The organism is Streptococcus sp. HMSC077D04 (assembly GCF_001808785.1).
Lineage (GTDB): Bacteria > Bacillota > Bacilli > Lactobacillales > Streptococcaceae > Streptococcus > Streptococcus mitis_BX.
The window spans coordinates 5,157-27,345 of sequence record NZ_KV794549.1 but is presented as its reverse complement, the minus strand read 5'-3'; the positions used below and the strand labels follow the sequence as shown (position 1 = coordinate 27,345).

Sequence of the window (22,189 nt, the reverse complement as noted above, 5' to 3'; positions counted from 1 at the left end):
CGCAAGGCCTTTGTCTTTGAAGGAACACCGATTCATCTCATCGCAAGAAAACGTAAATAAAAAAGCAGAATCTGGAATGACATTTCCAGATTTTTTTGATAGAATGAAATTGAAGAAAACGCTATCAAAAAGAGGTGTTGGTGATGGAACATTTGTTTAAATTCTTACTTTTAGCGCCTTACTTTTATTTTGATAACTGGATTGAAAAGGCCAACAGAAATAGTAAATTTTTCTCAATTTTTTACTATTTTTACTGGGTTTACATCCCCCTCTATTCTCTTTTTAGCCTTGCTTGGACAGTTGTTTCAATTCTGTTTTTCAATATCGTCTTGAGAAATGTGACAGATATCAAGTTTTGGGGCATTTGGTTTCTTTTTATTCTGCTAGCTATTGGTCTGAATTGGTTAACTTATTCCTGTTTCAAAAAAATGCTTCGCTTGAGACGGGAACTCGGGAAGTCAAAAGGTGGAAGGCATTGAGTTATATGGTTTTTATTGATAGGAGGTAGCTTATGACACGTCTAAAATCATTTATTACACGTTATTCCAAGGTCTATATTGGTTTAGTTCTGTTGATCTGGATTGCTTTCTTCTTTCTTCCTTGGGGCAGTCCGATTCTGGGGGGAAAGATTGACCTCTTCAGCATACAGAAAGTCTTGCTAGTTTTTGGTATTCTGTCTATTTTGATGGCCTTGCTGTCCAAGAAAGTCAGTCTCTTTGTTTTTGGATTGATCTGCTGTTTTTCTCTTTGGATTAATCTATTTATCCTATTTGCTATTTTGCCAATTTTTGGCAATTAAAGTATCGTAAAAGTCAGAGAGGTTAGCTTGGAAACTAGCCTCTTTTTCCTTTTCAAAATAGGGATTCTTCCTTGAAAATAATCAATAATTGTGCTAAAATTAAAAGAACATTCTAAAATATTCGGAATTTAAAGTAAGGAAAAACATGGCTAATATTTTAAAAACAATTATCGAAAATGATAAAGGAGAAATCCGTCGTCTGGAAAAGATGGCTGACAAGGTTTTCAAATACGAAGACCAAATGGCTGCTTTGACTGACGACCAACTAAAAGCAAAAACAGTTGAATTTAAAGAACGTTATCAAAATGGAGAATCTCTGGATTCATTGCTTTATGAAGCATTTGCGGTTGTCCGTGAAGGTGCCAAACGTGTCCTAGGACTCTTCCCATATAAGGTTCAGGTCATGGGGGGAATCGTTCTTCACCATGGTGATGTGCCAGAGATGCGTACAGGGGAAGGAAAAACCTTGACTGCGACTATGCCCGTATACCTCAATGCCCTTTCAGGTAAAGGGGTTCACGTAGTTACGGTCAATGAATACCTGTCAGAACGTGATGCGACTGAGATGGGGGAATTGTACTCATGGCTTGGTTTGTCAGTAGGGATTAACTTGGCTGCCAAATCTCCAATGGAGAAAAAAGAAGCCTATGAGTGTGATATTACTTACTCAACTAACTCAGAAATCGGATTTGACTACCTTCGTGACAACATGGTCGTTCGTGCTGAAAACATGGTACAACGCCCGCTTAACTATGCCTTGGTCGATGAGGTTGACTCAATCTTGATTGACGAAGCCCGTACACCTTTGATCGTATCAGGTGCTAATGCAGTTGAAACCAGTCAGCTCTACCATATGGCAGACCACTATGTAAAATCTTTGGATAAAGACGACTACATCATCGATGTGCAGTCTAAAACTATTGGTTTGTCTGATTCAGGGATTGATAAGGCGGAAAGTTACTTCAAACTTGAAAACCTCTATGACATCGAAAACGTAGCTCTGACTCACTTTATCGATAACGCCCTTCGTGCCAACTACATTATGCTTCTCGATATTGACTATGTGGTAAGCGAAGAGCAAGAAATCTTGATCGTCGACCAATTTACGGGTCGTACTATGGAAGGTCGTCGTTATTCTGATGGCTTGCACCAAGCTATTGAAGCTAAAGAAGGTGTGCCAATTCAGGATGAAACCAAGACATCTGCCTCAATCACTTACCAAAACCTTTTCCGTATGTACAAGAAATTGTCTGGTATGACAGGTACAGGTAAGACTGAGGAAGAAGAATTCCGTGAAATTTACAACATTCGTGTTATTCCAATCCCAACAAACCGTCCTGTTCAGCGTATTGACCATCCAGACTTACTTTTTGCTAGTATTGAAGCTAAGTTTAAGGCGGTTGTCGAAGACGTTAAGGCTCGTTACCAAAAGGGTCAGCCTGTCTTGGTTGGTACAGTAGCGGTTGAAACTAGTGATTACATTTCTAAGAAATTGGTCGCTGCTGGTGTTCCTCACGAAGTCTTGAATGCCAAAAACCACTATAAAGAAGCTCAAATCATCATGAATGCTGGTCAACGTGGTGCCGTTACTATCGCAACCAACATGGCCGGTCGTGGTACCGACATCAAGCTTGGTGAAGGGGTTCGCGAATTGGGTGGACTTTGTGTTATTGGTACAGAACGCCATGAAAGCCGTCGTATCGATAACCAGCTTCGTGGACGTTCAGGTCGTCAAGGAGATCCAGGTGAGTCACAATTCTACCTATCTCTTGAAGATGATTTGATGAAACGTTTTGGTTCTGAACGCTTGAAGGGAATCTTTGAACGCCTCAACATGTCTGAAGAGGCGATTGAGTCTCGTATGTTGACACGTCAGGTTGAAGCAGCGCAAAAACGTGTCGAAGGAAATAACTACGATACCCGTAAACAAGTCCTTCAATACGATGACGTCATGCGTGAACAACGTGAGATTATCTACGCTCAACGTTACGATGTTATCACTGCAGACCGTGACTTGGCACCTGAAATTCAGGCTATGATCAAACGCACGATTGGTCGTGTCGTTGATGGTCATGCGCGTGCCAAACAAGATGAAAAACTAGAAGCAATTTTGAACTTTGCTAAGTACAACTTGCTTCCAGAAGATTCTATTACGATGGAAGACTTGTCAGGCTTGTCTGATAAGGCAATCAAGGAAGAGCTCTTCCAACGTGCCTTGCAAGTTTACGATAGTCAAGTTTCAAAACTACGTGATGAAGAAGCAGTTAAAGAATTCCAAAAAGTCTTGATTCTACGAGTGGTGGATAATAAGTGGACAGATCATATCGATGCCCTCGATCAATTGCGTAACGCCGTTGGACTTCGTGGCTATGCTCAGAACAACCCTGTTGTTGAGTATCAGGCAGAAGGCTTCCGTATGTTTAATGACATGATTGGTTCGATTGAGTTTGATGTGACACGTTTGATGATGAAAGCACAAATTCATGAACAAGAAAGACCACAAGCAGAACACCATATCAGTACAACAGCGACTCGCAATATCGCTGCCCACCAAGCAAATATGCCAGAAGATTTGGATTTGAGCCAGATTGGACGGAATGAACTTTGCCCATGTGGTTCTGGTAAGAAGTTTAAAAACTGTCACGGTAAAAGACAATAAAATGAGATAGTTTAGAGGCGGATACCTTGTGAAAAGTAAATTTTTACTTGGTATCCGTTTGATTTATAAGGAGATGAGTTATGGTATTTACAGCAAAGAGTCCTAAAATTAATATTGAAGAAGTTCGTGCCTTATCAAAATTAGACGGCCAAGCTTTGGAGAGAAAATCACAGCGCGATCAAGAGCTAGAAGCCATTATACGTGGAGAAGACCAACGAATTCTCTTGGTAATCGGACCATGCTCATCTGACAATGAAGAAGCTGTCCTTGAGTACGCTAAGCGTTTGGCAACTTTGCAAGAAGAAGTAGCAGACCGTATTTTTATGGTTATGCGTGTTTATACTGCTAAACCTCGTACCAACGGAGATGGCTATAAGGGCTTGATTCACCAGCCTAACACAGCAGAAGCCCCTAGTCTCATCAACGGAATCAAAGCCGTTCGACATCTTCATTATCGTGTCATTACGGAAACAGGTATGACGACAGCTGATGAAATGCTTTATCCTGAGAATCTTCCGCTTGTGGATGATTTGATTTCTTACATGGCGGTTGGTGCTCGTTCAGTTGAAGACCAGCAACACCGCTTTGTGGCCAGTGGAGCAGATTTTGCGACTGGGTTTAAAAATCCAACATCTGGAAATCTCAATGTTATGTTTAATGGGATTTATGCTGCTCAAAACAAACAAAGTTTCCTTTTCCTAGGAAAAGAAGTGGAAACAACTGGGAACCCGCTTTCGCACGCTATTCTTCGTGGAGCAATCAATGAGTATGGTAAGAATATTCCTAACTACTACTATGATAATTTGATGGATACCATTGCCCAGTATGAGAAAATGGGCTTGGAAAATCCTTTTATCATTGTAGATACCAATCATGACAACTCTGGTAAGCAATACATGGATCAGATTCGAATTGTCCGCCAGACCTTGATTAATCGTGATTGGAATGAAAAAATCAAGCAGTACGTTCGTGGCTTTATGATTGAATCTTATCTAGAAGATGGACGTCAAAACGAACCGGAAGTATTTGGCAAGTCTATCACGGACCCTTGCCTTGGCTGGGATAATACGGAAGCCCTTGTCAGAGAAATCTACCAAACGCTAGGAGAATAGTATGGCATTTATTGAAAAAGGTCAAGAAATCGATATTGAAGCAATCAAGGCAGAAACCCAATTGTCTGCGGAAGCCTTGCGACTAAAGGAGCGCCGTGATAGAGAATTGGCAGATATTATTTCAGGGGAAGATGACCGTATCCTTTTGGTGATTGGTCCTTGCTCGTCTGACAATGAAGAGGCTGTCTTGGAATATGCCCGCCGTTTATCGGCCTTGCAAAAGAAGGTGGCAGACAAGATTTTCATGGTTATGCGTGTTTATACAGCTAAACCTCGCACCAATGGAGACGGCTATAAAGGTTTGGTTCACCAACCAGATACTTCTAAGGCTCCAAGCCTGATTAACGGCTTGCAGGCTGTGCGCCAGTTGCACTACCGCGTGATTACAGAGACTGGTTTGACAACGGCAGATGAGATGCTTTATCCGTCAAATCTGGTCTTGGTAGATGATTTGGTCAGCTACCATGCTGTAGGAGCTCGTTCTGTTGAAGACCAGGAGCACCGCTTTGTGGCCTCAGGGATTGATGCACCGGTCGGGATGAAAAATCCAACCTCAGGAAATCTTGGTGTTATGTTTAACGGTATCTATGCCGCTCAGAATAAACAAACCTTCCTCTTCCATGGCCAAGAAGTTGAGACTTCAGGAAATCCCTTGGCTCACGTCATCCTTCGTGGAGCAGTTAATGAATATGGGAAAAATGAGCCTAACTTTTACTATGAAACCTTGCTAAATGCCATTGAACGCTATGAAGCCATGGGACTTGAAAATCCCTTTATTCTCATTGATACCAACCATGATAACTCAGGAAAGCAATATATGGAGCAGATTCGAATTGTTCGCCAGACTTTGCAAAATCGTGATTGGAATGAGAAGATTAAAAAGACAGTTCGAGGCTTTATGATTGAATCTTACCTAGCAGATGGTCGTCAAAATCAACCAGAGGTCTTTGGTTGCTCTATTACGGATCCTTGCTTGGGTTGGGAAAATACAGAGGCCTTGGTAGAAGAAATCTATGCTACCTTGACAAAATAAGTGAAAAGGATGGAGTTGGGGGAATCTCAACTCCTTTTGATGAGAATGATAGTTGGACACGGAATTGACATCGAAGAATTGGCTTCGATAGAAAGCGCAGTTACACGACATGAAGGCTTTGCTAAGCGCGTGCTGACCGCTAAGGAAATGGAACGCTTCACCAGTCTCAAAGGGCGCAGGCAAATAGAATATTTAGCTGGTCGCTGGTCGGCTAAGGAGGCATTTTCCAAGGCTATGGGAACGGGCATTGGAAAAATCGGTTTTCAGGATTTGGAAGTCTTGAATAATGAACGCGGGGTGCCTTATTTTAGTCAGGCACCATTTTCAGGAAAGATTTGGCTGTCTATCAGCCACACAGATCAGTTTGTGACAGCCAGTGTCATTTTGGAGGAAAATCATGAAAGCTAGTCCACATAGACCAACCAAGGCTCTGATTCATCTGGGAGCTATTCGACAAAATATTCAGCAAATGGGAGCTCATATCCCTCAAGGAACGCTCAAATTTGCAGTAGTCAAGGCTAATGCTTATGGTCATGGGGCTGTTGCCGTTGCCAAGGCAATTCAAGATGATGTTGATGGCTTTTGCGTTTCCAATATTGATGAGGCCCTTGAACTCAGACAAGCTGGACTCAGGAAGAAAATCCTCATTTTAGGAGTTTCTGAAATCGAAGCTGTTGCTCTAGCTAAAGAATACGATATCACCTTGACTGTGGCTGGACTGGAGTGGATTCAAGCACTCTTAGATAAGGAAGTGGACCTAACTGGATTGACAGTCCACCTCAAGATTGATTCAGGAATGGGACGGATTGGTTTTAGAGAGGCTCGTGAAGCTGAGCAGGCTCAAGACTTGCTCCAACAACATGGTGCTCGTGTTGAAGGGATTTTCACCCACTTTGCGACTGCAGACGAGGAATTAGACGACTACTTTAATGAGCAGTTAGAACGGTTTAAAACCATTCTGTCAAGTATGAAAGGTCTTCCAGAGCTGGTTCATGCCAGTAATTCGGCAACGACTCTTTGGCATGCAGAGACCATTTTTAACGCCGTCCGTATGGGAGATGCCATGTATGGTCTGAATCCTAGCGGAGAGGTTTTGGACTTACCCTATGACTTGAAACCAGCCTTGACCTTGGAATCTGCCTTGGTTCATGTCAAGACAGTTCCAGCTGGAGCTTGCATGGGCTACGGAGCGACATATCAAGCGGATAGCGAGCAAGTCATCGCGACCGTGCCAATCGGCTATGCGGATGGTTGGACACGAGATATGCAGAATTTCTCCGTCTTGGTAGATGGCCAAGCTTGCCCAATCGTTGGCAGGGTTTCGATGGACCAAATCACCATTCGTCTGCCTAAGGTTTACCCACTTGGAACCAAGGTAATCTTGATTGGCTCTGACGGAGGCAAGGAAATCACAGCTACTCAGGTAGCGACCTACCGTGGGACTATTAACTATGAGGTGATTTGTCTTCTCAGCGACCGCATTCCGAGAGAATATTATTAAAAAGAAAGGAGTGGAGCATGAATCTACATCAACCCTTGCATGTCTTACCTGGTGTGGGACCAAAGTCAGCAGAAAAATACGCCAAACTAGGAATTGAAAATTTGCAAGACCTCTTGCTCTACTTTCCTTTCCGTTATGAAGATTTCAAGACCAAGCAAGTATTGGAACTAGAAGACGGTGAAAAGGCGGTTCTTTCTGGTCAAGTCGTGACTCCTGCCAGTGTCCAGTATTATGGATTCAAGCGCAATCGTCTGCGCTTTAGCCTCAAGCAGGGAGAAGTCGTTTTTGCGGTGAATTTCTTTAACCAGCCCTATCTAGCAGATAAGATAGAGTTGGGATCAACCCTTGCTGTCTTTGGAAAATGGGACCGAGCCAAGGCTAGTCTGACTGGGATGAAGGTCCTAGCTCAGGTGGAAGATGACCTCCAACCTGTTTATCGCTTGGCTCAGGGAATCAGTCAGGCCAGTCTGGTCAAGGTTATTAAGACGGCCTTTGATCAGGGATTGGACCTCTTGATTGAGGAAAATCTTCCCCAGTCTTTGCTGGACAAATACAAACTCATGTCCCGTTGTCAGGCCGTTCGTGCCATGCATTTCCCCAAGGATTTGGCAGAATACAAGCAGGCCCTTCGCCGTATCAAGTTTGAGGAACTCTTTTATTTCCAGATGCAATTGCAGACGCTCAAGTCTGAAAATAGAGTTCAGGGAAGCGGTTTGGTTTTGAACTGGTCTCAGAAAAAAGTGACAGAAGTCAAAGAAAGGCTGCCTTTTGCCCTGACCCCAGCTCAAGAAAAAAGTTTGCAGGAAATTTTAACCGATATGAAGTCGGATCACCACATGAATCGTCTCCTACAAGGGGATGTGGGGAGCGGAAAAACGGTGGTTGCTGGCTTGGCCATGTTTGCGGCGGTGACAGCTGGCTACCAATCAGCCCTCATGGTACCAACAGAAATCCTTGCAGAGCAACATTTTGAGAGTCTACAGAGTCTCTTCTCAGACTTGAAACTGGCTCTTTTGACAGGTTCCTTGAAAGCTGCAGAAAAGAGAGAAGTCTTGGAGACTATTGCCAAGGGTGAGGCTGATTTGATTATCGGAACTCACGCTCTAATACAGGATGGGGTGGATTATGCTCGTCTGGGCTTGATTATCATCGATGAGCAGCACCGCTTTGGTGTAGGGCAAAGGCGTGTTCTGAGAGAAAAAGGCGACAACCCAGATGTCCTCATGATGACGGCGACTCCCATACCACGAACCTTGGCTATCACAGCCTTTGGAGATATGGATGTTTCCATTATTGACCAGATGCCAGCAGGGCGAAAGCCTATTGTGACACGCTGGATCAAACATGAGCAACTGCCTCAGGTCTTGACTTGGTTAGAGGGAGAAATCCAAAAAGGCTCACAAGCCTATGTCATCTCTCCCTTAATTGAAGAATCAGAAGCTCTGGATTTGAAAAATGCTATTGCTTTATCTGAGGAATTGACGGCTCATTTTGCAGGTAAGGCAGAAGTGGCTCTTCTACATGGTAAGATGAAGAGTGACGAAAAAGACCAGATTATGCAGGAGTTCAAAGAGCAAAAAACGGCTATTCTGGTTTCGACAACGGTTATCGAGGTTGGGGTCAATGTTCCCAATGCGACCGTTATGATTATCATGGATGCCGATCGCTTCGGTCTCAGCCAGCTTCACCAGCTTAGAGGTCGAGTTGGTCGGGGGGACAAGCAATCCTACGCTGTTCTCGTTGCCAATCCTAAGACTGATTCTGGGAAAGACCGCATGCGCATCATGACAGAAACCACCAATGGTTTTGTCCTTGCGGAGGAAGACTTGAAAATGCGTGGTTCTGGTGAGATTTTTGGAACCAGACAGTCAGGACTTCCAGAATTCCAAGTGGCTGATATTATCGAAGATTTTCCGATTTTAGAAGAAGCCAGAAAGGTTGCTACTTACATTAGTTCGATAGAAGCTTGGCAAGAGGATCCAGAGTGGCGCATGATTGCCCTTCATTTGGAAAAGAAAGAACATCTAGATTAAGCTTTCTCTAAGGAAATCTTAAGCTAGCTTTTAGGTTAGCCCCTTATACTAGAGTCATCAAAAAGAAACGAGGACTCTCACATGACCGTAACGATTAAAGTAAATTACCAAACCACTTTCCAAAAGAAAGAAGCAACAAAATAATATAAATATAAGGAAGAAAGAGCGAAATGCTCTTTTTTATTTTTGAAACTACTTTCAGTCCATTATCCTAAAAGTAAAGAATCTAAAATCTCTTTCTATTTGCCCTTCTTTCTTGCATTGCCTTTCTAGATATGCTAGAGTGGTGATAGCGATTACAAAAAAAGGAGCATATTATGAAAAATCCAGCTTTGTTAGAAGAAATCAAGACTTATAGAGGACGGGATGAGGTTCCAGAGGACTTTGATGCTTTCTGGGATGGGGAAGTGAAAAAAGTTTCAACTCTTCCAGCTTATCAGTTGGAGGAAAGAAATTTCCACATTCCTCAAGTCAAGTGCTATGAGTTAACATTTGAAGGAAGCAATGAAGGCAAGGTCTATGCGCGCGTCGTTCTTCCAAAGAGTGAGGAAAAAGTTCCTCTAATCTTCCATTTCCATGGTTATATGGGACGTGGCTGGGACTGGGCTGACATGCTGGCCTATACTGTGGCTGGTTACGGTGTTGTTTCCATGGATGTGCGGGGGCAGTCAGGTTATTCACAGGACGGTTTGCGTTCTCCTTTAGGAAATACGGTTAAGGGACATATTATCCGTGGGGCTGTGGAAGGTCGGGATCATCTCTTTTATAAGGATGTTTATCTGGATATTTACCAGTTGGTCGAAATTGTTGCTAGTCTACCTCAGGTAGATGAGAAGCGCCTTTCTAGCTATGGTGCTTCACAAGGAGGGGCTCTAGCCTTGGTTGCGGCAGCGCTCAATCCTCGGATTCAGAAAACAGTTGCCATCTATCCTTTCTTGTCAGACTTCAGACGAGTGCTTGAGATTGGTAATACAAGTGAAGCCTATGACGAACTTTTCCGTTATTTCAAGTTTCACGACCCCTTCCACGAAACTGAGGAGGAAATCATGGCGACCCTTGCCTATATCGATGTGAAAAATCTTGCCCATCGTATCAAGGGTGAGGTTAAGATGATTACGGGCTTGGACGATGATGTTTGCTATCCTATTACCCAGTTTGCGATTTACAACCGTCTGACCTGTGACAAGTCCTATCTTATCATGCCAGAGTATGCCCATGAAGCTATGAATGTTTTTGTCAATGACCAAGTTTACAACTGGCTCTGTGGTAGTGAGATTTCTTTTAAGTATATAAAGTGATGAATGAGAGAGCCAGTAGCTCTCTTTTTTGTTATAAATGTTGAAAGTACTTTTAAAAATATTAAAATATTAAAATATTTCTGAAAGTAAAATCTATTCTATGACAAGTTTGAGATAAACCTATGACTTTATTGTATAATAAAGAAAAAGTCTCTAGGAAAGGAGTGAAAGAGCTACTGTTTGGATTGCAGCTAGCTAAATTTTGAAAGAGAGAAGGAGAGGAACTCTCGTTTATTAATTACTTTCTTGTGTTTTCCTATGGTGGGGAGTAAAAATTTTAAAACAAAAAGAAAGCGCTTTATTTTTTGTGGAATTGAAAGGTAGAAAGATGAATCAGAAGAATTTTGATAGAAAACAAAGATATGGCATTCGTAAATTTGCAGTGGGTGTAGCCTCTGTAACCATTGGTGCAGTGGGGTTTGGAGTAAACCCTGTATTGGCAAATGAACAAGGAAACTCAACTGTAACTGCAGCTGAAAATAATAATCAAGGTTTATCAGAATTACCAAAAGAAGCTTCTTCAGGAAGTCTTGCTCATTTAGATAGCGAATTAGCTGGAAAATTGGCAACAGCAAAAGACAATGGTGTGGAAGTTGATCAGGATAAGTTGAAGAAAAATGAGACTACTGAATCAGAGACAACCACTCCAACAAATACACCTGCAGCTGACAATACACCAGCTCCTGCTGATAAACCAGAAACAGATTCTGCAACTACAGAAGCAAGTAACAAGGACCAAGATAAAGAAGAAGAGGGAGTACTTCCTCGAGATTATTACGCTAGAGACATCGCAAATGCAACTCCAGTAGTGGAAAAAGAAGATGTTGAAACAAATTCGAAGAATGGTCAGCGTGTAGATTTAGCTAGTGAATTAAATGCATTGAAGAAACTTCAAAATGCGACCATTCATATGGAATTCAAGCCAGATGCCAAAGCTCCAGATTTTTATAATCTATTCTCAGTATCTAGTGATAAGAAAAAAGATGAGTACTTCACCATGGCTGTTCTCAATAATACAGCCTTAATTGAGGGACGTGATGCTAATGGAACACAATTTTATGATAAATATACGGATGCTCCATTGAAAATTAAGCCTGGGCAGTGGAATTCAGTTACCTTTACTGTAGAAAGACCGAATGCAGAAAATCCAGGAGGAAAAGTTAGACTCTATGTAAATGGTGTTTTATCGCGTACCAGCTTGAAATCTGGTAAATTTATCAAGGATATGCCAGATATTACCCATGCTCAACTTGGTGCAACAAATCGGGCAGGGAAATCAGTTTGGGGAGCAAATTTACAGGTTCGTAATTTGAGTGTTTATGATCGTGTATTAACTCCAGAGGAAGTTCAAAAACGGAGCCAATTGTTTGAGAGATCTGATTTGGAACAAAAGCTACCAGAAGGGGCTAAAGTTACTGAAAAACAAGATGTCTTTGAAGGTGGTATGCATAATAAACCAAATAAAGATGGTATCAAGAGTTATCGTATTCCTGCACTTCTTAAGACAGATAAAGGTACTTTGATTGCTGGTGCAGATGAGAGACGCTTGCATCACTCTGACTGGGGTGATATCGGTATGGTCGTCAGACGAAGTGAGGATAAGGGGAAAACATGGAGCGATCGAGTAACGATTACAAATTTACGAGACAATCCAAAAGCTTCTAATCCATCAATCGGTTCACCAGTGAACATCGATATGGTTTTGGTTCAAGATCCTGCAACAAAACGAATTTTTTCAATCTATGATATGTTTCCAGAAGGGCAAGGAATCTTTGGGATGGCTGATCAAAGAGAAGAAGCCTATAAACAAATTGATGGCAAAACTTATCAAATTCTCTATAAAGAAGGCGAAGACGGCTCCTATACAATACGTGAAAATGGCACAGTTTATACCCCAGATGGGAAACCAACAGATTATCGTGTTGTAGTAGATCCAGTGAAACCAGCTTATAGTGATAAGGGCGATTTATATAAAGGGAATCAACTATTAGGAAATATTTATTTCACAAGCAATAAAACGTCTCCATTTAGAGTTGCTAAGGATTCTTATCTATGGATGTCTTACAGTGATGATGATGGTAAGACTTGGTCAGCACCTCAAGATATTACCCCAATGGTAAAAGCTGATTGGATGAAATTCTTAGGGGTTGGGCCTGGAACAGGAATTACGCTTCATACCGGACCTCATAAAGGTCGAATCATTGTACCTGTTTATACAACAAATCAGACCCACCACTTAAACGGTTCTCAATCATCTCGAATTATCTACTCAGATGACCATGGTAAGACTTGGCATATGGGAGGTGGTGTGAATGACCATCGTACGCTGACTGATGGCACTGTGATTGACTCAAGTACCATGAGTAATTATTATGCTCAAAATACCGAGTCCTCTGTTGTACAGTTAAATAATGGAGATCTCAAGCTCTTCATGCGTGGCTTGACAGGGGACCTTCAAGTTGCTACTAGTAAAGATGGTGGAGTAACTTGGGAAAATGATATAAAACGTTATGCGGATGTCAAGGATGTTTATGTTCAATTGGCTGCTATTCATACGATGCATGATGGAAAAGAGTATATTGTTCTTAGTAATGCAGGTGGGCCAGGACGTTTCAACGGTTTGGTACACTTAGCTCGTGTCGAAGAAAATGGAGAGCTGACTTGGCTTAAGCATAATCCTATTCAAAGTGGTAAGTTTGCCTACAATTCTATTCAAGATCTCGGGAATGGCGAATATGGATTGCTTTATGAGCATGCAGATAACAACCAAAACGAATATACCTTGTCTTATAAGAAATTTAATTGGGATTTCTTAAGCAAGGATATGATTTCTCCAACCGAAGCAAAAGTTACACATGCAGTTCATATGGGGCAAGGCATTATTGCCATGGAATTTGATTCAGAAGTATTGGTCAATCAAGCACCAACTTTACAGCTTGCAAATGGGAAGACGGCTACGTTTATGACGCAGTATGACACAAAGACTCTATTGTTTACAGTAGATCCTGAGGATATTGGTCAAAAAGTTACAGGCTTAGCAGAAGGAGCTATCGAAAGTATGCATAATTTGCCTGTTTCAGTAGTTGGTTCTAAAATTACTCATGGTGTAAATGGAAGCGAAGCTGCGACAAATGAAGTTCCAGAATTTATAGGTGGAGTTAATGGTGAAGAAGGAGCAGTAACTGAAGAAGTTCCTGAATACACAGGCCCATTAGCTACAGCAGGAGAAGAAGCGCCAACAGTAGAAAAACCAGAATTTACGGGTGGAGTTAATGGCGAAGAAGGAGCAGTTGTGTCAGAAGTTCCTGAATATACAGGTCCATTGGCAACAGTGGGAGAAGAACCAGCACCAACAGTAGAAAAATCAGAATTTACGGGTGGAGTTAATGGCGTTGAGGCTACAGTAACTGAAGAGGCTCCTGAATACACTGGTACTTTAGCAACAGTAGGAGAAGAACCAGCACCAACAGTAGAAAAACTGGAATTCAAAGGGAGCGTTAATGCGGTTGAAGCAGCGGTCCATGAACTTCCAGAATTCAAAGGGGGCGTTAATGCAGTTTTAGCAGCTTCAAATGAGGTTCCTGAATATACTGGAGGTGCTAATTTTGTCTTGGCAGCTTCAAATGAGGTTCCTGAATATACCGGAGGTGCTAATTTTGTCTTAGCAGCTTCAAATGAGGTTCCGGAATATAGAGGTGGTGCTAACTTTGTCTTGGCAGCTTCAAATGCTCTTCCTGAGTATAAAGGAGGTGTCAATGGAGCTGAGGCAGCAATCCATGAAGTGCCAGAGTACAAGGGAGAAACCAAACCAGTCTTAGCAGCTGCAAACGAACGTCCAGCTAAGAAGTTATCTCTTGGACAAGGTGCTACTTATCAAGCACCAGCGGCTAAACAAAATGAGCTTCCAAATACTGGAAGCAAAGAAAACACAACCCTTATTTCTATAGGATTAGTGGCAGGTCTCTTATCCGTCTTTACATTAGGAAAGAAACGAAAAGAAAACTAGACTAGGTCTTGAATAAAATGAATTTAGCTCATCGTTAATGATAAAAGAGATGGCCCATTTGAAAGATGGCTATCTCTTTTTATCATTTTAGATACTGAGCGAATTGAAAATAAGACAGTGCTGAAACTACTTTCAGAAACTGCTGTTCTATAAAATACTTTTGAAACTGAAATCTATTCTACCACAAAGTATTGAAAGCGCTTTAAAAATAATATATAATGAACCCATAAGAACAAAGAAAAGGAGGAAAGAGGATGCCACAGATTACTAAAGAAGCCTTGATTGCACAAATCAAAGATGGAATCATCGTTTCTTGTCAGGCCCTTCCTCACGAACCGCTCTATACAGAAGCGGGAGGAGTCATTCCCTTGCTGGTCAAAGCGGCTGAGCAAGGTGGAGCAGTCGGTATCCGAGCAAACAGTGTTCGTGATATCAAGGAAATCAAGGAGGTCACAAAACTTCCAATCATTGGGATAATTAAACGAGATTATCCACCACAAGAACCCTTCATCACTGCTACTATGAAAGAGGTTGATGAATTGGCAGAACTTGATATAGAGGTGATTGCTCTGGATTGTACCAAGCGTGAACGCTATGATGGTTTAGAGATTCAAGACTTCATTCGTCAGGTTAAGGAGAAATATCCTAACCAGCTCTTGATGGCTGATACAAGTACTTTCGAAGAAGGATTGGCAGCTGTTGAAGCAGGAATTGACTTTGTCGGAACAACTTTATCAGGATACACATCTTACAGTCCAAAAGTGGATGGTCCCGATTTTGAATTAATTAAAAAACTCTGTGATGCTGGCGTGGATGTCATTGCAGAAGGGAAAATTCATACACCAGAACAAGCCAAACAAATCCTGGGATATGGAGTGCGAGGCATCGTTGTTGGTGGCGCTATTACTAGACCAAAAGAGATCACAGAACGCTTCGTTGCTGGTCTTAAATAACACAATCTCAAAAAAAGAGGAGAGTGGTGGATGCGTCGGATAAAATGAAAACGTATACAAGTTCAATCTTACTCATTATCCAATATGGATACGCTTATCAATTAGGAGAATACAAATGAAATTTAGAAAACTAGCTTGTACAGTACTTGCGGGTGCTGCGGTTCTTGGCCTTGCTGCATGTGGTAATTCTGGCGGAAGTAAAGATGCTGGAAAATCTGGTAGCGATAGCGGAAAAACAGAAATCACTTGGTGGGCATTCCCAGTCTTCACTCAAGAAAAAACTGGTGACGGTGTTGGAACATATGAAAAATCAATCATCGAAGCGTTTGAAAAAGCAAATCCAGATGTAAAAGTGAAATTGGAAACCATCGACTTCAAGTCAGGTCCTGAAAAAATCACAACAGCTATCGAAGCAGGAACAGCTCCAGATGTACTGTTTGACGCACCAGGACGTATCATCCAATACGGTAAAAACGGTAAATTGGCTGAGCTGAACGACCTCTTCACAGACGAATTCGTCAAAGATGTTAACAATGAAAATATTGTACAAGCAAGTAAAGCTGGTGACAAAGCTTACATGTATCCAATCAGTTCTGCACCATTCTACATGGCCATGAACAAGAAAATGTTGGAAGATGCTGGAGTTGCAAACCTTGTAAAAGAAGGTTGGACTACTGATGATTTTGAAAAAGTTTTGAAAGCACTTAAAGATAAAGGCTACACACCAGGTTCATTGTTCAGTTCTGGTCAAGGGGGAGACCAAGGAACACGTGCCTTCATTGCAAACCTTTATGGAGCTTCTGTAACGGATAAAGATGTAACAAAATATACAACTGATGATCCTAAATTCGTCAAAGGTCTTGAAAAAGCAGCTAGCTGGATTAAAGACGGTTTGTTGAACAATGGTTCACAATTTGACGGTGGAGCAGATATCCAAAACTTTGCCAACGGTCAAACATCTTACACAATCCTTTGGGCACCAGCTCAAAACGGTATCCAAGCTAAACTCTTGGAAGCAAGTAAAGTAGAAGTGGTAGAAGTACCATTCCCATCAGATTCAGGTAAACCAGCTCTTGAATACCTTGTAAATGGATTTGCAGTATTCAACAATAAAGACGACAAGAAAGTCGCAGCATCTAAGAAATTCGTTCAATTCATCGCGGATGACAAAGAATGGGGTCCAAAAGACGTTGTTCGTACAGGTGCCTTCCCAGTTCGTACATCATTTGGCAAACTTTATGAAGACAAACGTATGGAAACAATCAGTGGTTGGACTAAATACTACTCACCATACTACAACACTATCAATGGTTTTGCTGAAATGAGAACACTTTGGTTCCCAATGTTGCAATCTGTATCAAATGGTGACGAAAAACCAGCGGATGCTTTGAAAGCCTTTACTGAAAAAGCTAACGAAACAATTAAAAAAGCTACAAAACAATAAGCACTAAATCAGATTGACTCCTCCCTTTTCCCTGTGCATAGTCTATGTAAGAAAAGGGAGGATTTTGTTTGAAATGTAAGGAACTGTCACGAAATTAAAATGAAGTTCTTACATAAGCGAATCTTAAAAAATTTCATTTTGATTTTAAAACAGTTCAAGAAAGTCAAAAAATTATTCTATTTGAAAGAGAGGTGCCGACTGTGAAAGTCAATAAAATTCGTATGCGGGAAACAGTGATTTCCTACGCTTTCCTAGCACCAGTATTATTCTTCTTTGTCATCTTTGTCTTGGCTCCTATGATTATGGGATTCATTACAAGTTTCTTTAACTACTCAATGACTAAATTTGAGTTTGTGGGCTTGGACAACTACATTCGCATGTTTAAAGACCCTGTCTTTATGAAGTCTTTAATCAATACCGTGATTCTGGTTATTGGATCTGTACCAGTTGTTGTTCTATTCTCACTCTTTGTAGCATCTCAGACCTATCATCAAAATGCCATTGCCAGATCCTTCTACCGTTTCGTCTTCTTCCTTCCTGTTGTAACAGGTAGTGTTGCCGTAACAGTTGTTTGGAAATGGATCTATGACCCACTATCAGGAATTTTAAACTTTGTCCTTAAGTCAAGCCACATCATCAGCCAAAACATTTCTTGGTTGGGAGATAAAAACTGGGCTTTGATGGCGATTATGATTATCCTTTTGACTACATCTGTTGGTCAGCCGATTATCCTTTATATCGCTGCCATGGGTAATATTGACAATTCATTGGTTGAAGCAGCGCGTGTTGATGGTGCGACTGAATTGCAAGTGTTCTGGAAGATTAAATGGCCTAGCCTCCTTCCAACAACACTTTATATCGCAATCATTACAACAATCAACTCATTCCAGTGTTTCGCCTTGATTCAGCTTTTGACTTCAGGTGGTCCAAACTACTCAACAAGTACACTGATGTACTACCTTTACGAAAAAGCCTTCCAATTGACAGAATACGGCTATGCCAACACCATCGGTGTCTTCTTGGCAGTTATGATTGCTATCGTAAGCTTTGTTCAATTTAAAGTACTTGGAAACGACGTAGAATACTAAAGAAAGGAGACAGCTATGCAATCTACACAAAAGAAACCTTTAACAGCCTTCACTGTTATTTCAACTATTATCTTGCTCTTGTTGACCGTGCTGTTCATCTTTCCATTCTACTGGATTCTGACAGGTGCCTTCAAGTCACAGCCTGATACCATTATGATTCCGCCACAATGGTTCCCTAAAATGCCAACCATGGAGAACTTCCAACAACTCATGGTGCAAAACCCTGCTATGCAGTGGATGTGGAACTCTGTGTTTATCTCATTGGTAACCATGTTCTTAGTTTGTGCGACCTCTTCTTTAGCAGGTTATGTACTAGCTAAAAAACGTTTCTATGGGCAACGCATTCTATTTGCAATCTTCATTGCAGCCATGGCACTTCCAAAACAAGTTGTCCTTGTACCATTGGTACGTATCGTCAACTTCATGGGAATCCATGATACTCTTTGGGCAGTTATCCTGCCTTTGATTGGATGGCCATTCGGGGTCTTCCTCATGAAACAATTTAGTGAAAATATCCCAACAGAGTTGCTTGAATCAGCTAAAATCGATGGTTGTGGTGAGATTCGTACTTTCTGGAGCGTAGCCTTCCCAATTGTGAAACCAGGATTTGCAGCCCTTGCAATCTTTACCTTCATCAACACTTGGAACGACTACTTCATGCAGTTGGTTATGTTGACTTCACGTAACAACTTGACCATCTCACTCGGTGTTGCGACTATGCAGGCTGAAATGGCAACCAACTATGGTTTGATCATGGCGGGTGCCGCTCTTGCAGCAGTTCCAATCGTAACAGTCTTCTTAGTCTTCCAAAAATCCTTCACTCAAGGTATTACTATGGGAGCTGTCAAAGGTTAAGAAAAGTAAACTGGTGTGTCAAGATGGCGGAAGTAGTCTTGGCATACTATGGGAATACAGAGTTATAAGTGTCTACAAAATGTTGGGTATTTGCTTACCTTAGATATTTTGTTAGACACTTATCAACTTAAGAATGATTTTAGTTAACTATCAGAAACGAAGGAAACAGTATGATTTTTGATGATTTGAAAAACATCACCTTTTACAAAGGGATTCATCCCAATCTAGACAAGGCTATCGATTATCTCTACCAGCATCGTAAAGATTCTTTCGAATTAGGTAAGTATGAGATTGATGGGGACAAGGTCTTTCTAGTTGTTCAGGAAAATGTCCTCAATCAAGCTGAAAATGATCAATTTGAGCATCATAAGAACTATGCAGACTTGCATTTGCTGGTAGAAGGACATGAATATTCGAGCTACGGTTCACGTATCAAAGACGAGGCAGTAGCATTCGACGAAGCAAGTGACATTGGCTTTGTTCATTGTCATGAACATTACCCACTCTTGTTGGGTTATCACAATTTTGCGATTTTCTTCCCAGGAGAACCTCACCAGCCAAATGGCTATGCAGGTATGGAAGAGAAGGTTCGCAAATATCTCTTTAAAATTTTGATTGATTAAAAAATCAGGAGGAGCAAATATGGCACAAAAAGGAGTAAGCCTTATCAAGGCAGCATTTGATACAGATAACTTTCTCATGCGTTTTAGTGAGAAGGTCTTGGATATCGTGACAGCCAATCTTCTTTTTGTCGTCTCTTGTTTGCCCATCGTGACGATTGGAGTGGCTAAAATTAGCCTCTACGAGACTATGTTTGAGATTAAGAAGAGCAGACGTGTGCCTGTCTTTAGAATCTATTTAAGAGCTTTCAAGCAAAATCTGAAGCTAGGTCTTCAGTTAGGTCTACTTGAGTTGGGCATTGTTTCATTAAGCCTTCTAGATCTTTATCTCTTTTGGGGTCAGACAGCTATGCCTTTCCAAATGGTGAAAGCTATTTGTCTAGGTATTCTTATCTTCCTCACTATCGTGATGTTGGCTAGCTATCCCATCGCTGCACGCTATGATTTAACTTGGAAAGAAGTCTTACAAAAAGGACTTATCTTGGCAAGTTTTAACTTTCCTTGGTTCTTCCTCATGTTAGCTATTCTCTTTCTCATTGTGATGGTTCTTTATCTGTCCGCCTTCAGTTTACTTTTAGGTGGCTCAGCCTTCCTGCTTTTTGGATTTGGACTCTTAGTCTTTATCCAGACTGGATTGATGGAGAAAATTTTCACAAAATACCAATAGGATGGCTTGTTTCTGAAACTACTTTCGAGCCTTAAACGTTTCAAAATATATATCGAAACTAAAATCTAAGTGTACACCAGATATTGAAAGCGTTTTTTGCAAGGTGTATACTAAAAACGTAAAGAATAAATCCTGCTTTTAGCAGAAAAAAGAAATCTTAGGAGAAAATCTATGTCAGATTTAAAAAAATACGAAGGTGTCATTCCAGCCTTCTACGCATGTTATGATGATCAAGGAGAAGTAAGTCCAGAGCGCACACGTGCCTTGGTGCAATACTTCATTGATAAAGGTGTTCAAGGTCTCTATGTCAATGGTTCTTCTGGTGAATGTATCTACCAAAGCGTTGAAGACCGCAAGTTGATTTTGGAAGAAGTCATGGCAGTTGCCAAAGGTAAACTGACCATCATTGCTCACGTTGCTTGCAACAATACCAAAGATAGTATGGAACTTGCTCGTCATGCTGAAAGCTTGGGTGTAGATGCCATTGCAACGATTCCACCAATTTATTTCCGCTTGCCAGAATACTCAGTTGCTAAATACTGGAATGATATCAGTTCTGCAGCTCCAAATACAGATTACGTGATTTACAACATTCCTCAATTAGCAGGTGTTGCTTTGACTCCAAGCCTTTACACAGAAATGTTGAAAAACCCACGTGTTATCGGTGTTAAGAACTCTTCTATGCCAGTTCAAGATATCCAAACCTTTGTCAGCCTTGGCGGGGAAGACCATATCGTCTTTAACGGTCCAGATGAGCAGTTCTTAGGTGGTCGTCTCATGGGAGCTAAAGCTGGTATCGGTGGTACATATGGTGCCATGCCAGAACTCTTCTTGAAACTTAATGAGTTGATTGCGGACAAAGATTTGGAAACTGCGCGTGAATTACAATACGCTATCAATGCTATCATTGGTAAACTCACTGCTGCACATGGAAATATGTACGGTGTGATTAAGGAAGTCTTGAAAATCAATGAAGGCTTGAATATTGGTTCTGTTCGTTCACCATTGACACCAGTGACTGAAGAAGATCGTTCAGTTGTAGAAGCAGCTGCAGCCTTGATTCGTGAAACCAAGGAGCGCTTCCTCTAATCCATAAGGAGGTATTTATGACACACTACGTTGCAATTGATATCGGTGGAACAAATATCAAATATGGTTTGATCGACCAAGAAGGCCAACTTGTTGAATCCCATGAAATGCCAACAGAGGCGCATAGGGGTGGACCTCATATCTTACAAAAAACCAAAGATATCGTAGCCAGCTATTTAGAACAAGGCCCAGTAGCAGGTGTTGCTATTTCTTCAGCAGGAATGGTGGATCCAGACAAGGGTGAGATTTTCTACGCTGGGCCTCAAATCCCTAACTACGCAGGCACCCAGTTCAAAAAGGAAATCGAGACTAGCTTTAATATTCCTTGTGAGATTGAAAATGATGTCAACTGTGCAGGTCTGGCTGAGGCGGTATCTGGTTCAGGCAAGGGAGCGAGTGTCACCCTTTGCTTGACTATTGGAACCGGTATCGGTGGTTGTTTGATTATGGATGGGAAAGTCTTCCATGGATTTAGCAATTCAGCCTGTGAAGTTGGTTATATGCATATGCAGGATGGAGCGTTCCAAGATTTGGCTTCTACCACAGCTTTAGTGAAATATGTAGCTGAAGCACATGGAGAAGATGTTGATCAGTGGAATGGACGACGCATCTTTAAGGAAGCCACTGAAGGAAACAAGATTTGTATGGCTGGTATTGACCGCATGGTAGACTATCTAGGAAAAGGTCTGGCAAACATTTGCTATGTGGCTAATCCAGAAGTGGTCATTCTCGGTGGCGGTATCATGGGACAAGAGGCTATCCTCAAACCCAAGATCCGCACAGCCTTGAAGGAAGCTTTGGTACCAAGTCTAGCTGAGAAAACAAGATTAGAATTTGCCCATCATCAAAATACAGCAGGTATGTTGGGTGCTTATTATCATTTTATACTCAATGAAAATCAAAGAGCAAACTAGGAAGTTAGCCGTAGGTTGCTCAAAACATTGTTTTGAGGTTGTAGATAAGACTGACGAAGTCAGTAATCATATATCTACGACAAGGCGAAGCTGACGTGGTTTGAATTTGATTTTCGAA

At 41.5% G+C, this 22,189-nt stretch carries 18 protein-coding genes; all 18 read left to right on the top strand.

The window, feature by feature from the left end; all coding sequences use genetic code 11:
- Nucleotides 1-143: 143 nt before the first annotated feature.
- The 18 genes from HMPREF2701_RS09970 (at nucleotide 144) to HMPREF2701_RS09885 (ending at nucleotide 22,071) form a co-directional block, all read left to right on the top strand.
- Nucleotides 144-479, top strand: coding sequence for a hypothetical protein (locus HMPREF2701_RS09970; protein ID WP_070482954.1), 336 nt, complete (start codon nucleotides 144-146; stop codon nucleotides 477-479).
- 32 nt (nucleotides 480-511) lie between these two features.
- The gene (locus HMPREF2701_RS09965) at nucleotides 512-799 is read left to right on the top strand and encodes a hypothetical protein (protein WP_000197495.1); all 288 of its coding nucleotides are present in this window, start codon (nucleotides 512-514) and stop codon (nucleotides 797-799) included.
- Between the two features lie 145 nt (nucleotides 800-944).
- Entirely contained in the window at nucleotides 945-3,458 is a 2,514-nt protein-coding gene (gene secA / locus HMPREF2701_RS09960; protein ID WP_070482950.1) for a preprotein translocase subunit SecA, read from the top strand.
- A gap of 80 nt (nucleotides 3,459-3,538) precedes the next feature.
- Nucleotides 3,539-4,570, top strand: coding sequence for a 3-deoxy-7-phosphoheptulonate synthase (locus HMPREF2701_RS09955; RefSeq protein WP_070482947.1), 1,032 nt, complete (start codon nucleotides 3,539-3,541; stop codon nucleotides 4,568-4,570).
- Between the two features lies 1 nt (nucleotide 4,571).
- Nucleotides 4,572-5,603, top strand: a complete 1,032-nt coding sequence (locus HMPREF2701_RS09950; protein ID WP_000864041.1) for a 3-deoxy-7-phosphoheptulonate synthase — start codon at nucleotides 4,572-4,574, stop codon at nucleotides 5,601-5,603.
- Between the two features lie 45 nt (nucleotides 5,604-5,648).
- Entirely contained in the window at nucleotides 5,649-6,011 is a 363-nt protein-coding gene (acpS, locus tag HMPREF2701_RS09945; RefSeq protein WP_070483057.1) for a holo-ACP synthase, read from the top strand.
- Entirely contained in the window at nucleotides 6,001-7,104 is a 1,104-nt protein-coding gene (gene alr / locus HMPREF2701_RS09940; protein WP_070482944.1) for an alanine racemase, read from the top strand. The genes acpS and alr overlap by 11 nt, the downstream gene beginning before the upstream one ends.
- Nucleotides 7,095-9,137 carry an ATP-dependent DNA helicase RecG gene (gene recG, locus HMPREF2701_RS09935; protein ID WP_261674424.1) on the top strand — a complete coding sequence of 681 codons (2,043 nt, stop codon included), beginning with the start codon at nucleotides 7,095-7,097 and terminating at the stop codon, nucleotides 9,135-9,137. The genes alr and recG overlap by 10 nt, the downstream gene beginning before the upstream one ends.
- 317 nt (nucleotides 9,138-9,454) lie before the next feature.
- Nucleotides 9,455-10,435, top strand: coding sequence for an acetylxylan esterase (locus HMPREF2701_RS09930; RefSeq protein ID WP_061590379.1), 981 nt, complete (start codon nucleotides 9,455-9,457; stop codon nucleotides 10,433-10,435).
- A 328-nt stretch (nucleotides 10,436-10,763) separates the two neighbouring features.
- Complete coding sequence (locus HMPREF2701_RS09925; protein ID WP_070482938.1) at nucleotides 10,764-14,441, top strand: SIALI-17 repeat-containing surface protein; 3,678 nt, start codon at nucleotides 10,764-10,766, stop codon at nucleotides 14,439-14,441.
- Between the two features lie 254 nt (nucleotides 14,442-14,695).
- A complete protein-coding gene (locus HMPREF2701_RS09920; RefSeq protein WP_049487328.1) occupies nucleotides 14,696-15,394 on the top strand; it encodes an N-acetylmannosamine-6-phosphate 2-epimerase in 699 nt (232 codons plus the stop codon).
- 115 nt (nucleotides 15,395-15,509) lie between these two features.
- The gene (locus tag HMPREF2701_RS09915) at nucleotides 15,510-16,838 is read left to right on the top strand and encodes an ABC transporter substrate-binding protein (protein WP_070482935.1); all 1,329 of its coding nucleotides are present in this window, start codon (nucleotides 15,510-15,512) and stop codon (nucleotides 16,836-16,838) included.
- A gap of 221 nt (nucleotides 16,839-17,059) precedes the next feature.
- Nucleotides 17,060-17,926 carry a carbohydrate ABC transporter permease gene (locus tag HMPREF2701_RS09910; RefSeq protein ID WP_161683542.1) on the top strand — a complete coding sequence of 289 codons (867 nt, stop codon included), beginning with the start codon at nucleotides 17,060-17,062 and terminating at the stop codon, nucleotides 17,924-17,926.
- Between the two features lie 15 nt (nucleotides 17,927-17,941).
- Nucleotides 17,942-18,781, top strand: coding sequence for a carbohydrate ABC transporter permease (locus HMPREF2701_RS09905; RefSeq protein WP_001192119.1), 840 nt, complete (start codon nucleotides 17,942-17,944; stop codon nucleotides 18,779-18,781).
- A gap of 170 nt (nucleotides 18,782-18,951) precedes the next feature.
- The gene (locus HMPREF2701_RS09900) at nucleotides 18,952-19,404 is read left to right on the top strand and encodes a NanQ anomerase/TabA/YiaL family protein (protein WP_000575448.1); all 453 of its coding nucleotides are present in this window, start codon (nucleotides 18,952-18,954) and stop codon (nucleotides 19,402-19,404) included.
- A 19-nt stretch (nucleotides 19,405-19,423) separates the two neighbouring features.
- Complete coding sequence (locus HMPREF2701_RS09895; protein ID WP_024057141.1) at nucleotides 19,424-20,068, top strand: YesL family protein; 645 nt, start codon at nucleotides 19,424-19,426, stop codon at nucleotides 20,066-20,068.
- Nucleotides 20,069-20,239: 171 nt separating this feature from the next.
- Nucleotides 20,240-21,157 (top strand): dihydrodipicolinate synthase family protein, encoded by a 918-nt coding sequence (locus tag HMPREF2701_RS09890; protein WP_061590376.1) that lies wholly within the window; start codon nucleotides 20,240-20,242, stop codon nucleotides 21,155-21,157.
- Between the two features lie 17 nt (nucleotides 21,158-21,174).
- Complete coding sequence (locus HMPREF2701_RS09885) at nucleotides 21,175-22,071, top strand: ROK family protein (protein ID WP_061590375.1); 897 nt, start codon at nucleotides 21,175-21,177, stop codon at nucleotides 22,069-22,071.
- Nucleotides 22,072-22,189 lie beyond the last annotated feature (118 nt).

Bases quoted from the DNA above. Each gene is read 5' to 3' on its own strand.
- HMPREF2701_RS09970 (WP_070482954.1), top strand. From the start codon at position 144: ATGGAACATTTGTTTAAATTCTTACTTTTAGCGCCTTACTTTTATTTT.
- HMPREF2701_RS09965 (WP_000197495.1), top strand. From the start codon at position 512: ATGACACGTCTAAAATCATTTATTACACGTTATTCCAAGGTCTATATT.
- secA (WP_070482950.1), top strand. From the start codon at position 945: ATGGCTAATATTTTAAAAACAATTATCGAAAATGATAAAGGAGAAATC.
- HMPREF2701_RS09955 (WP_070482947.1), top strand. From the start codon at position 3,539: ATGGTATTTACAGCAAAGAGTCCTAAAATTAATATTGAAGAAGTTCGT.
- HMPREF2701_RS09950 (WP_000864041.1), top strand. From the start codon at position 4,572: ATGGCATTTATTGAAAAAGGTCAAGAAATCGATATTGAAGCAATCAAG.
- acpS (WP_070483057.1), top strand. From the start codon at position 5,649: ATGATAGTTGGACACGGAATTGACATCGAAGAATTGGCTTCGATAGAA.
- alr (WP_070482944.1), top strand. From the start codon at position 6,001: ATGAAAGCTAGTCCACATAGACCAACCAAGGCTCTGATTCATCTGGGA.
- HMPREF2701_RS09930 (WP_061590379.1), top strand. From the start codon at position 9,455: ATGAAAAATCCAGCTTTGTTAGAAGAAATCAAGACTTATAGAGGACGG.
- HMPREF2701_RS09925 (WP_070482938.1), top strand. From the start codon at position 10,764: ATGAATCAGAAGAATTTTGATAGAAAACAAAGATATGGCATTCGTAAA.
- HMPREF2701_RS09920 (WP_049487328.1), top strand. From the start codon at position 14,696: ATGCCACAGATTACTAAAGAAGCCTTGATTGCACAAATCAAAGATGGA.
- HMPREF2701_RS09915 (WP_070482935.1), top strand. From the start codon at position 15,510: ATGAAATTTAGAAAACTAGCTTGTACAGTACTTGCGGGTGCTGCGGTT.
- HMPREF2701_RS09910 (WP_161683542.1), top strand. From the start codon at position 17,060: ATGCGGGAAACAGTGATTTCCTACGCTTTCCTAGCACCAGTATTATTC.
- HMPREF2701_RS09905 (WP_001192119.1), top strand. From the start codon at position 17,942: ATGCAATCTACACAAAAGAAACCTTTAACAGCCTTCACTGTTATTTCA.
- HMPREF2701_RS09900 (WP_000575448.1), top strand. From the start codon at position 18,952: ATGATTTTTGATGATTTGAAAAACATCACCTTTTACAAAGGGATTCAT.
- HMPREF2701_RS09895 (WP_024057141.1), top strand. From the start codon at position 19,424: ATGGCACAAAAAGGAGTAAGCCTTATCAAGGCAGCATTTGATACAGAT.
- HMPREF2701_RS09890 (WP_061590376.1), top strand. From the start codon at position 20,240: ATGTCAGATTTAAAAAAATACGAAGGTGTCATTCCAGCCTTCTACGCA.
- HMPREF2701_RS09885 (WP_061590375.1), top strand. From the start codon at position 21,175: ATGACACACTACGTTGCAATTGATATCGGTGGAACAAATATCAAATAT.